General features: G+C 71.9%; 12 protein-coding genes. 8 read left to right on the top strand and 4 right to left on the bottom strand.

Going from position 1 to position 11,465, the window contains the following annotated elements; all coding sequences use genetic code 11:
* Positions 1-134: 134 nt before the first annotated feature.
* Entirely contained in the window at positions 135-3,059 is a 2,925-nt protein-coding gene (locus tag Vau01_RS12700) for an AfsR/SARP family transcriptional regulator (protein WP_203991269.1), read from the top strand.
* On the opposite strand, the gene Vau01_RS12695 is transcribed toward Vau01_RS12700, so the two are convergent.
* Complete coding sequence (locus tag Vau01_RS12695) at positions 3,052-3,756, bottom strand: NUDIX domain-containing protein (RefSeq protein WP_203991266.1); 705 nt, start codon at positions 3,754-3,756, stop codon at positions 3,052-3,054. The two genes, Vau01_RS12700 and Vau01_RS12695, sit on opposite strands and share 8 nt — an antisense overlap.
* Positions 3,757-3,983: 227 nt before the next feature.
* On the opposite strand from Vau01_RS12695, the gene Vau01_RS12690 reads away from it, so the two are divergent.
* The 6 genes from Vau01_RS12690 (at position 3,984) to Vau01_RS12665 (ending at position 8,138) form a co-directional block, all read left to right on the top strand.
* Positions 3,984-4,154, top strand: a complete 171-nt coding sequence (locus Vau01_RS12690; protein ID WP_203991263.1) for a hypothetical protein — start codon at positions 3,984-3,986, stop codon at positions 4,152-4,154.
* 213 nt (positions 4,155-4,367) lie between these two features.
* Positions 4,368-4,568 (top strand): MbtH family protein, encoded by a 201-nt coding sequence (locus Vau01_RS12685; RefSeq protein ID WP_203991260.1) that lies wholly within the window; start codon positions 4,368-4,370, stop codon positions 4,566-4,568.
* A gap of 54 nt (positions 4,569-4,622) precedes the next feature.
* Positions 4,623-5,750, top strand: coding sequence for a sensor histidine kinase (locus Vau01_RS12680; protein ID WP_203991257.1), 1,128 nt, complete (start codon positions 4,623-4,625; stop codon positions 5,748-5,750).
* On the top strand, positions 5,747-6,409 hold the full coding sequence (locus Vau01_RS12675; RefSeq protein ID WP_203991254.1) for a response regulator: 663 nt from the start codon (positions 5,747-5,749) through the stop codon (positions 6,407-6,409). Before Vau01_RS12680 ends, Vau01_RS12675 begins: the two co-directional genes overlap by 4 nt.
* Positions 6,410-6,516: 107 nt before the next feature.
* Positions 6,517-7,155, top strand: coding sequence for a DUF2306 domain-containing protein (locus Vau01_RS12670; protein WP_203991253.1), 639 nt, complete (start codon positions 6,517-6,519; stop codon positions 7,153-7,155).
* Positions 7,152-8,138 (top strand): NAD(P)-dependent alcohol dehydrogenase, encoded by a 987-nt coding sequence (locus Vau01_RS12665; protein ID WP_203991250.1) that lies wholly within the window; start codon positions 7,152-7,154, stop codon positions 8,136-8,138. The genes Vau01_RS12670 and Vau01_RS12665 overlap by 4 nt, the downstream gene beginning before the upstream one ends.
* 181 nt (positions 8,139-8,319) lie before the next feature.
* On the opposite strand, the gene Vau01_RS12660 is transcribed toward Vau01_RS12665, so the two are convergent.
* The gene (locus Vau01_RS12660) at positions 8,320-8,859 is read right to left on the bottom strand and encodes a YdeI/OmpD-associated family protein (protein ID WP_203991248.1); all 540 of its coding nucleotides are present in this window, start codon (positions 8,857-8,859) and stop codon (positions 8,320-8,322) included.
* Positions 8,856-9,251, bottom strand: coding sequence for a VOC family protein (locus Vau01_RS12655; RefSeq protein ID WP_203991246.1), 396 nt, complete (start codon positions 9,249-9,251; stop codon positions 8,856-8,858). Before Vau01_RS12655 ends, Vau01_RS12660 begins: the two co-directional genes overlap by 4 nt.
* A gap of 63 nt (positions 9,252-9,314) precedes the next feature.
* Between Vau01_RS12655 and Vau01_RS12650 the strand changes: the two genes are divergently transcribed.
* Complete coding sequence (locus tag Vau01_RS12650; protein WP_203991244.1) at positions 9,315-10,277, top strand: helix-turn-helix transcriptional regulator; 963 nt, start codon at positions 9,315-9,317, stop codon at positions 10,275-10,277.
* Here Vau01_RS12650 and Vau01_RS12645 read toward each other — a convergent pair.
* Positions 10,256-11,080, bottom strand: coding sequence for a DUF6585 family protein (locus Vau01_RS12645; protein ID WP_203991242.1), 825 nt, complete (start codon positions 11,078-11,080; stop codon positions 10,256-10,258). The genes Vau01_RS12650 and Vau01_RS12645 overlap by 22 nt on opposite strands.
* Between the last annotated feature and the right edge of the window lie 385 nt (positions 11,081-11,465).

The raw sequence follows: 11,465 nt of genomic DNA, 5'->3' as shown, positions 1-11,465 counted from the left end.
TTGAGCTTCCGCGGACCTTCCGCATCGGTGATAGGACCCGAACATTGGGTAGCGGACCGGCCATACGCGCACGTACCGTCCGTCAGGGCGAGTGAACAGGCACCGGCACGGGGGGATGGGATGGAGACGTGCCGATGATCTTTCGCATCCTCGGGCAGCTCGCTGTCGGCGACGGGCGGACGCCGTTGCCGACGGGGCATCAGTTGACCGTGCTCGCGGTCCTGCTGATCAACCCCAATCGGCGGGTGTCGCGCGCGGAGCTGATGCGGTGGGCCTGGGGCGCGGTCGAGGTGCGCTCGACCCAGTTGGACAAGCAGGCGTCCTACGTCCGCACGTTCCTCGGCAGTCTCCCGGGCGGCCATCACCTGGTCACGTACAAGGGTTTCGGGTACGAGCTGCGGGTCGCCGAGGCCGATCACGACATGCTCACCTTTGAAAGACTTATCCGGGACGCGGAGCAGGTGGCCGGGCAGCCCGATGTCGAGATCTCGTTGTTGCGGCAGGCGTTGCGGTTGTGGCGGGGCCGGCATCCGTTGGAGGGGGTGCCGGGCGACCTCGGTGTCACGTTGGGCGCGGAGCTGACGTCGCGCCGCAAGCGGGCCCTGGTGCGGCTGTGCGACCTGGAGTTCGCCCGTGGCGGGCACGCGGAGGTGCTCGACGACCTGCGGCACATGGTCGGCTACCACCCGACCGACAAGCGGTTGACCGAGCAGTTGATGCTGGCGCTGTACCACAACGGGCACGCGATGGAGGCGCTCGACGTCTACGACGCGTACGCGGGGGCATTGGAGGTGGCGGCCGGTGCCACCCCGGATCCGGGGCTGCGGGAGCTGAACTACGCCATCGCCCGGGGCGATGACGAGGCGGTCGCGGTGCGTGGGGGAGTCGCGCCGCGGCGGCCTCCGCGTGCGGTCGATCCGATGGTGACGCCGAGGCAGTTGCCGCCCGCGCCGGCCAACTTCGTGGGACGCGGTGAGGTGGTCCAGGAGGTCCAGTGGCTGTTGAGTCGCACCGGCTCGGGGCCGCGGGTGGTGGTGCTCACCGGACCGGGCGGGATCGGCAAGACCGCGTTGGCGGTGCACGTGGCGCGCCGGGCCGCCGACAGCTACCCCGACGGGCAGCTGTTCGTGGAGCTGGGCGGCACCCGGCCGGAGCCGGCGCCGACGGGTGAGGTGCTGGCCCAGGTGCTGCGCGCGTTCGGGCTGTCCCGGATCCCCGATCTGCGGGAGGAGCGGGCGGCGCTGCTGCGCAGTGTGCTGTCGGACAAGCGGGTGCTGCTGATCCTCGACGACGCGCACGACGAGGCACAGGTGGAGGCGCTGATCCCGGGCAATCCGGGGTGCGCGGTGCTGGTGACGGCGCGGCAGCGGTTGCCGTTGCTCGGCGGCGCCCACCACGTCCCCGCGCTTCTGCCCTTGGATCGGGACGAGGCCCTCGATCTGTACCAGCGTGTGGTCCGCGACGCCGGGGTGCGCACCACGGCGGCGCGTGGCGGCATCGAGCGGTTGGCCGCGGCGCGCATCGTCGACCTGTGTGCGGGGCTGCCGCTGGCGGTGTGGGTGGCCGGCGCGCTGCGGGGTGAGGACGGCGGGCCGTCGGCGCCGGAGTTGGCGACGCGGCTGGCGGATCAGCCGTTGACGTCGCTGGTGTTCCGCGACCGCAGCGTAGCCCGCACGATCGGCGCGGGCATCGACCGGCTCGACGGCGGCGCCCGGACGCTGTTCCTCGGCCTGGGCCTGCTGCCGATGCCCGACATCGCCCCGTGGATGGCGGCGGCGGTGCTCGATGCCGGCTCCGGTGCCGACCCGTACGAGCCGCTGCGCCGCCTGGCCGGCCGGTACCTGATCCGCCCGGCGGGCGAGGGCCGGTACCGGTTCCACGAGCTCACCCACGAGCTGGCCGGCCTGTACGCCCGCGACGACCCGGCCGGCCCGTCGTGGCGCAACGCCGTGGTCGAACGCGTCTACCGCACGCTGTTGTCGCTGGTGCGGCTCGCCCACCGGTCCATCTACGGCGGCGACTACGAGGTGGTCCACGGCACCTCGGCGCTCGTCGACCTGCCGGGGGTCGACCTCGCACCCCTCAGCCGGTCGCCGATGACGTGGTTCGAGACCGAGCGGCTGAACATCCGCGCGGCCGTCCGGCACTGCTGCGAACTGGGGCTGACGGAGATCGCGTGGGACCTGGCCGTGTCCAGCCACGAGTTCTACAACCGCCGCAACTACCTCGACGACTGGGCCGCCACCCACCAGGTCGCGCTGGCCGCCTGCCGGAAGGCCGGCAACGTGCGCGGCGAGGCGGCCCTGCTCGCGATCCTCGGCCAGCCCGCCCTGGTGACCGGCCGGCGCCCCGGCGTGTCGGGCATCGACGACCTGCAACGGTCGGCCCACCTGTTCCGCCAGGCCGACGACGTGCACGGCGAGGCGATCGCGCTACGGACACTCGGCAACGCGCTGCGCCACGCCGGCCGGTTCGACGAGGCGCTGGAGGCGTTCCAGAGCGCGGTCAAGGGCTACACCGCCGCCGGTGACCTGCTGGGCCGGTGGCAGGCGCTGCGCTACGTCGGCCAGTTGCACCTCGACCTCGGCCACCCCGAGCGCGCCGTGCGCCTGCTCGACGAGGCCGGCGCCGTCGCGCGCGAGTTCACCCAGCCGCTGCTGCAGGTCCAGACGACCTACTGGCTCGGCCGCGCACACCTGGAGACCGGCGACGCGGCGTCGGCCAAGGAGCACTTCCTCTCCGTGCTGCACCTCGTCGACGACGCCGACGAGGTGGGCGTCGCGTGGGCGCACTTCGGCCTCGGCGACGTCGCCGCCGCGAGCGGGGAGGTCGCGGTGGCCGACCGCCACCTGGGCGTCGCCGTCCAGATGGCGGGCCACGCCGGCGACGCCGTGCTGGAGGGCCGCATCGCCCTGTCCCAGGCCGACCTGTACCGGGCGACCGACCGCCCGGCGGAGGCCCGCCAACGCGTGGACCGCGCGGTCACCTGCTTCACCGCGGCGAACGCCGACCACCTCCGCACCCAGGCCGAAGCCGTCCGCGCACAGCTGACTAGCTGAGGTCGCGGCCGCGGAGCATCGGGGGGTGCAGACCGTCGGCGGGGCCGCGGCGGTACAGGGTCGCCGGGCGGCCCGTCTCCGGGGTGCGTTTGGCGTCGGTCGGCAGGAGGAAGCCGTCGGTCCTGGTGACCTTGCGGTTGAAGTTCCGCGGGTCCAGGCGCATGCCCCACACGAGGTCGTAGACGTCGCGCAGTTCGCCGATCGTGAACGTCTCGCCGCAGAACCGGGTGGCCAGCGTCGTGTACTCGAGCTGGCGGCGGGCCTGCTCCACCGCGTCCCGGAGAATGTCGTCGTGGTCGAAGGCCAGCTTTCCGGGTGAAGCCAGCACCGGTTCGACCGGTCGCCACTGCGCCTCGATGGCGTCGGAACCGGCGACCGGCGTCGGCAGGTTGGGCGCGATCGCCAGGTACGGCACCGACACCACGCGGCCGCGGGGGTCGCGGTCGGGGTGGCCGTAGGCGCCGACCTGCTCCAGGTGGAGGGAGCCGGCGTCGAGGGCGGTCTCCTCGAGCAGCTCGCGGGCTGCCGCCTCTTCGAGGCTCTCGCCCGGCCGCAGGAAGCCGCCGGGCAGGGCGAGCTGTCCGGCGAACGGCGGGTTGCCGCGCTCGATCAGCAGCACCTGGAAGCTGCGGTCGCGCACGGTGAGGATCACCAGGTCGACGGCCAGGCGCAGCACCTCGTGGTGACGTCGGGACATGGCACACTCCTCTGCTTCCTGTCATCTTGACATAAACCTCCGTCACCACTTAATGTCTTAATGACATTAAGTGGATTCCACCACCCAGACGGGATCTGCGATGTCGACGGCGGACGCGAGGACGCACTCGCGAGCGGACGTCACGGGGACCGGCCATCCCCACCGTGGCGCACCGGTCCCGCGCCGCCGGGGCCCTTTCCGGATGCCTCTTCGAGAGGAGGTGAACCATGCGCGCATTCTTCCGCAGCCTGGTGCTGAGCGTTCTGATCACCGGCGCGTTCCCGATTCTGGACGGAACCGCCGCCAGCACGGGCGAAGCCGCCAGGTCCGGGGTGCTAGCCGCCCCCGACTGCCCCGCCGGCACCAACTGGGACGCCGTGCTGAAGCGGTGCCGGTAGGCAGGCGGCATGATCCCGGAAGCCGAGATCGTTTGACTTGAGTTCTGGGGCTCCGGGGGGAGGTTGCGGGTCGTGCGGTCAACCAGTGGGCCGCGCGACCCGCAACGCCGTGCGCTCAGCACTTCGTAGGCAGCCTCCTCCCGGGGCTCCGCGTTCTGCGCGCACATGATCAGGCCTGGTACCGTCGTCGATGCGTCGAGAACGGGCGGGTGGATGAGCGGATACTCCCAGCAGTTCCAGATCGTGCTGAACATCGAGCAGCAGTACTCGATCTGGCCGGTCGACCAGCCACTTCCCGACGGATGGCAGCCCACCGGGCGGGTGGGAACCAAGGCGCAGTGCCTGGCGTTCATCGATGCCGCGTGGAACGACATGAACCCGCTGAGTCAGCGTCACGCCGGCGGCGCGAGCTAGTACTGGTACTTTGGGCCGATCAACCGGGGTCGGATCGCTCGTACCATCGGTGGCGTGACCCAGTTACTGCGCGCCGTGTGGTTCGAGCCGCGGCCGGCCGGCGCGCCGGTCCGGGTCTGGCGAGACTGGGCGCTCGTCGCCGTCCTCGTCGTCGCCGCGGTGCTCGAAGGGGTCCTGCGGCCCGACCTTCCGTGGCGGGTGGTGTCGGTCGCGATCGCGGTCGCGCTGGTGCCGACGGTGCTGTGGCGGCGCACCCGTCCGCTGCTGATGGTGGCGATCGCGTTCGGCGGCTGCGCGCTGAGCCCGCTGCTCACCGGCGGCGAGCTGGCCGAACTGCAGACGATGGGCTTCCTGACGCTGCTGCCGTACGCGCTGTTCCGGTGGGGGTCCGGCCGCGAGATGGTGCTCGGCTCGGCGATCATGCTGGGCCGGCTGGCCGTTCTGGTGCCGCTGAGCCAGACCGGGCTCGGCATGGCGGCCGTCGGGGTGCTGGTCCTCTCGGTGGCGGCCGCGTGCGGGACGGCGATGCGCTACCGCGCCCGGGCCCGGCAGCGCGACCTGGAGAAGGTCAAGCTCCTCGAACGCGAACGGCTGGCCCGTGACCTGCACGACACGGTGGCGCACCACGTCTCGGCGATCGCGATCCGGGCACAGGCCGGGCTGGCCACGATGTCGGTGCACCCGGAGGCGGCGGCCGACGCGCTGCGCGTCATCGAGGCCGAGGCGACCCGCACGCTCACCGAGATGCGCACGATGGTGCGGGCGCTGCGCCGGTCCGAGGAAGCCGACCTTGCGCCGAGCCCGCGCATCGCCGACCTGGCCCGGCTCGGCTCCGGCGCGGGGCCGGTGGTGGACGTCGAGATCGACGGCGACACCGACGACCTTTCCCCGTCCGTCGGCAGTGCGATCTACCGGCTGGCGCAGGAGTCGGTCACCAACGCGCGCCGGCACGCCCGGCACGCGACCAGGATCCTCGTGCGGGTCGCCGCCGACGACACGTCGGTGCGGTTGCGCGTCACCGATGACGGCGAAACCGGGCACGGCGGCGCGACGCCCGGTTACGGGCTGATCGGCATGACCGAGCGCGCCGACCTCCTCGGCGGCACGTGCGAGGCCGGCCCGAACCCGGGCCGCGGCTGGACGGTCAGCGCCGTGCTGCCCCGCGGCGGTGCCGCCGCGTGACCGTGCGCGTGATCGTGGCGGACGACCAGGAAATCGTCCGCACCGGCCTGACGATGATCCTGAACGCCCAGCCGGACATCGAGGTCGTCGGCGAGGCGGCCGACGGGCGGCGGGCCGTCGACCTCGCCCGGCGCCTGCGCCCCGACGTGTGCCTGTTCGATATCCGCATGCCCGTCCTCGACGGCATCGGTGCCACCCGGGCCGTGGCGGGTCCGGACGTGCCCGACCCGCTGGCCGTCGTCGTCATCACCACGTTCGACCTCGACGAGTACGTCTACGCGGCGCTGCGCGCCGGCGCCCGCGGCTTCCTGCTCAAGGACGCCGGCCCCGCGCTCCTGGCCCAGGCCGTGCACGCGGCCGCGAACGGCGACGCGCTGATCGCGCCCAGCGTCACCACCCGCCTGCTCACCGCGTTCGCGAACGCGGGGCCGGTCGGGCCTGTGCGCCAGCCGGTCGATCCGCTGACGGACCGCGAGGAGCAGGTGCTCGCGGCGGTCGCCCGCGGCCGCACCAACAACGAGATCGCCGCCGAGCTGTACATCACGCTGAGCACGGTGAAGACGCACATCGCGAGCCTGATGGCGAAGCTGGCGGCGCGGAACCGCGTCGAGGTCGCGATGTGGGCGTACGAGACGAATCGCGTCCGCCCTTCTCTCTAGGTTTTAGACTCCGCCGAAAGTACGGGAGCCCGGCCGGTCTTTGGACGGGGACGCGGCCGGCCTCCGCTCCGATGTCCGGCGGGCCTCGCGCCGGAACCATCGACGGCATGACATCTCGACGCTGGCTCGCCCCGACCGGGCTGCTCCTGCTGAGCGCCATACCGGTGGTCGCCGGCGCGTTCCGGGTCTCGCAACTGTCCGTCGGTGCGGCGGTCACCCCGGACAACGCCCGATTCTTCGCCGATCCGGTGCCCGTGGTGGTGCACATCGTCACGGTCACCGTGTTCTGCGTGGCCGGCGCGTTCCAGTTTCTGGGTCGGGGCCTTCGGCGCCCGCGGTGGCACCGGGTCAACGGCCGGGTGCTGGTGCCGGCCGGGCTGGGCGCCGCGCTCTCCGGGCTCTGGCTCACGGTCTTCTACCCGCGGCCCGCCGACGTCGGCGACCTGGTGACCGCGTTCCGGCTCGTCTTCGGGACGGCGATGGCCGCGGCCATCGTCATCGGGCTGATCGCGGTGCGGCGGCGCGACTTCACGGGGCACCGGGCGTGGATGATCCGCGGCTACGCGATCGGCCTCGGCGCCGGCACGCAGGCGTTCACCCATGGCGTCTGGATCGCCGCCCTCGGCCCGGTCGACCGGACGGGCAAGGCGGTCGCGATGCTCGCCGGCTGGCTGATCAACCTGGCGGTGGCCGAGTACGTCATCCGCCGTCCCACGTTCGTCTATCGGAAGGTGGCAGTGCGATGAAGGCGATTCTCCAGAACGGTTACGGCGCACCGGCGACGGCGCTCCGGTACGGCGAGACGGCGACGCCGACCCCGGGGCCGGACGACGTCCTCGTCGAGACGCGGGCCGCGTCCGTGAACGCCCGCGACTGGCACATCATGCGCGGCGACCCGTACATCGCCCGCCTCACGACGTCCGACATGCCGCTGCGCGGGCCGCGGAACCGCGTCCTCGGCACCGACTTCGCCGGCCGGGTGGTCGCGGTCGGTGCGGACGTCACCGGTATCGCGGTGGGCGACGACGTCTACGGCGAGGTCAACGGCGCGTTCGCCGAGTACGTGTGCGCACCGCAGGACGTCGTCGGGCTGATGCCGTCGAATGTGAATTACGAGCAGGCCGCCGCGGTGCCACTGGCGGGCAACACGGCGTTGGTGTGCCTGCTCGACGAGGCGCGGATCCAACCCGGCCAACGGTTGCTGGTCAACGGTGCGTCCGGCGGCGTCGGCACGTTCGCGGTGCAGGTCGGGAAAGCGCTTGCCGCCGAGGTGACCGCGGTGTGCAGCCCCCGCAACGTCGACCTCGTCACGAGCCTCGGCGCCGACCACGTCGTCGACTACACGAAGCGCGACTTCACCGAACGGCGCTACGACGTCGTCTTCGACCTGGTCGGCAACCGCTCGCTCAAGGAATTGCGCCGGTGCCTCGCCGACGACGGGACGATCATCCTGTCCGGCGGCGGCGTCTCCACCGGCGGCAGCCTCGTCGGCCCGATGGCCCTGTTCGTGCGGGGAGCGCTTGCCGCGAAGTTCGGCCGCACCCGCATCATCGCCCCGCAGCCGAAGCCCACCCGCGACCGGTTCGACGCGCTCACCAAGCTCATCGAGGCGGGCACGGTCGCCCCCGTGATCGACCGGTCCTATCCGCTGGACGAGGCGCCGGCGGCGATCCGCTACCTGGAGGAGGAGCACGCCCGGGCGAAGGTCGTGCTTCTCGCTTCCCGCTAGCAAGGCGTCGTTGGCAGCAAGCGCGACGGCCGTGCGGCCCGGCGTCGGCCCGGCGGCCGGTGGCGTCGTTGGCCGGTGGCCGTTGGCGTCGTTGGCCGGTGGCCGTTGGCGTCGGTTGGCCGGTGGCCGGTGGCGTCGGTTGGCCGGTGGCCCGGCGGCCGGTGGCCCGGCGGTCGCTGGCTCAGCTGCCGTTGGCGAGCAGCGCGACGGCCCGGCGGCGCGCGACGGCACGGGCCGCCGGCGTGCGCGCCTTGAGCAGCGGCAGGAAAACGGCGTACCGCTCGCTCCGGCCGAGGCCGTCGAACGCGGCCCTGGCCCGCCGGTCGTGCTCCAGTTCGGCGAGAAGATCGTCGGGGACGGGCGCGGAGCGCTGCGGTGCGTATGCCGCGGCCCAGCGGCCGTCGGCCTGGGCGGCCGCCACCTCGGCGTGCCCGCCCGGGCGCATCCGGCCGGCGGCATCGAGCACACCGACCCGCTCGACGTTCACCTGCGACCACGGGCTGCGCGGCCGGCGCGGCGAATACCGTTGAAGAAAGCGCTTTCCGTCGAGGCGGCGGCGGTGGCTGTCGATCCAACCGTGGCAGATCGCGACGTCGCCGGCCTCGGTGGCGGTCAGCCCCGGGGTGCCCTTGCGGGCGACCACGACCCAGACCTCCTTCTGCTGCCCCGCGTTCTCGCCCAGCCAGGTGTCGAACTCGTCGGTGTCGGCGAACGTCATCATTTTCCCTGCACCTCCACGTAGTGCGGGTTGTACATGACGCCGAGCAGGTTCCCGAACGGGTCGACGACGGTCGCGGTCACGAATCCCTGGCCGCGGTCCTGCGGGCGCTCGTGCTCGGTGGCACCCATCGTCAGGAGCCGCTCGAACATGCCGTGGACGTCGTCCACGTGCCAGTACGCGATCACACCGCCCGGTCCCTTGTTCGTACCGGCCGGGCGGTAGCGGTTGTCCACAAGCCCGAGTTCGTCGAGGTCGTCGCCCAACCGCCATTCGGCGTAGCCGTCGCGCAGGAAGTACGGCTCGGCGCCGATCAGTTCGCTGTACCAGGCCCGGGCGGCGGCCCAGTCGTCGGCCCAGTAGGAGATGTTCGCCAAACCCCTCAGTTCGCTCATGTGGACAACGGTAGGAGGGGTTGCGGAAGATTAGGTTCCTCAACATCTGATTGAATCAACAGAATGTTGGAGACCTCGGTTCGCCTGCTCCGGCTCCTGTCCCTGCTGCAGCAGCGGCGGGAGTGGTCGGGCGCCGACCTCGCGTCCCGCCTCGAGGTGACCACCCGAACCGTGCGTAACGACGTCGACAAGCTGCGCCAACTGGGCTACCAGGTCGACTCGACCACCGGTCCGGCCGGTGGTTACCGGCTCGGATCCGGCAACGCGATGCCGCCGCTGCTGCTCGACGACGACGAGGCGGTCGCGGTCGTGGTCGGCCTGCGCGCGGCGGCGGCCGGCACCGTCACCGGCATCGAAGACGTCTCGTTGCGCGCGCTCACCAAGCTCGAACGCACGCTTCCGTCCCGGTTGCGGCCCCGGGTGGACGCGCTGCGCACGGCCACGGTCTCGGCAGCCGGCGGCGGGCCGCGGGTGGATATGGAAACACTGTCCACGGTTGCGGCCGCTGCTCACAACAGCGAGCGGCTGCGCTTCGGGTACGCGAGCCACGACGGCACGGTCAGCGAGCGCGACGTCGAGCCACACACGCTCGTCTACACCGGTCGCCGTTGGTACCTCCTCGCCTGGGACACCGACCGGCGCGACTGGCGCACGTTCCGCGCCGACCGGATCACGCTGCCGCCCACCCCGGCCGGTCCCCGTGCGCGGTTCGTCCCGCGCGAGCCACCCGGCGGCGACGCGGCCGCCCACGTGCTGCGCGGCACGGTGTCCGCGCCGTGGCCGTACAAGGTGCGCGTCATCCTGCGGGCGCCGGCGTCCGTCGTGGCCGAGCGCACCACGCCGACCTCGGGCCGGGTCACGGATCTGGGTGACGGGACGTGCGAACTGGTGACCGGCTACGACTCGCTGCCCGACCTGGCCACGTACCTGAGCGGGTTCGAGGTGCCGTTCACCGTGCTCGAACCGCCCGAGTTGCGCGCGTTCCTGCGCGAGCGCGCGCAGCGCTACCTCGACGCGTCCTCCTGACTGCTGGCCTCCGTGAGGATCGCCTCGACGGCCGGCAGGTGGTCGAGGTGGTCCGCGTCCACCTCGATGACCGGGGTGTCGACGCCGATCCGGTACACGGCCAGGCCGTCCTCGACCTCGATCCGGTCGACCTCGCTCCACGGCACGGTCCCGGTCGGGCCGGTGCCGATCCCGGTCGGTCCGATCCGGAGGTCGCCGAACTCGAGTTCCTCGCCGGCCTCGAACCGGTCCCGGTAGCTCCGGATGATCCCGGGCAGCACGGCCGCCTCGATCGCCTCGGCGAGCGGGCCGGTGTCGTGGAACTCGCTGTGGATCTCCACCGGCACCCGGGCCGTGGTCAGGATGTAATGCGAGTGGTAGGTCCGCTCGGCGGGCGTGCCGAGCAGCCGGGCCTCGTGCCCGTCGATGTGGTCGACGGTGTGGTCGTAGTCGTCGACCTCGTCCCAGGCGACCACCTCGGGGTGCAGGTCACCCATGACGATCACCAGCCCGCCGCTGTACTGGTAGAGCCGCCGCAACCGGAGCCGCCGCCGGTGCTCCCAGACCTGCCGGGCGAAGATGATGCTGAGCGGCAACCCGAGCGCCAGCCCGGCCCAGGAGACCCACCCGTGCGTCAGGGCGGCGAGCACGAGCACCACCGGCCCGAGCGCGGCGACCCACGGGTTGATCGCGGTGTTGACGTCCCGCGCCGACATCCGCAGGTTCCCGGAGTACCGGTACTCCCGGATCGGCGTGCCGAGCCCGTGCTCGAACGCCAGATCCGCGACGTCTTCCGGCACTTCGACATGCCCGTCGTCATCCACCCCTGAATAACAGCACCTCCGGCGCCGCCGGGTGCCCACTTCCCCCGTGTGGTCGTGGTTCCGCCGCACGTTTCCGGATCTTGGACTGCACGAGGTGCCATAACCCCTCCGGGAGTCCAAGATCCGCAAACCAAGGCCTCACGCGGGCTGGATAAAGCCCGCAAGTCACCCGACCGCCGGGTCACGGTGTACAGGAGCCCAAGATCGCCGCACCGCTGGTGCCCGGACTTGCTATCGGAGTCGATCTTGCAGTTGTGGTGCCTGCGAAAACGGGATGAACAACCCCCAATCAGGCACCACAACTGCAAGAGCGACTGGGAGATGGGGGCGTAACTCGGGAGGGGGGTAGACATGGGGAATGGTGCAAAACGGACAAAAGGCGCTA

It is taken from the genome of Virgisporangium aurantiacum, assembly GCF_016863635.1.
Classification (GTDB): Bacteria; Actinomycetota; Actinomycetes; order Mycobacteriales; family Micromonosporaceae; genus Virgisporangium; species Virgisporangium aurantiacum.
The sequence above is the reverse complement of the archived record's forward strand: the minus strand, read 5'-3'. Positions and strand labels throughout refer to the sequence as shown.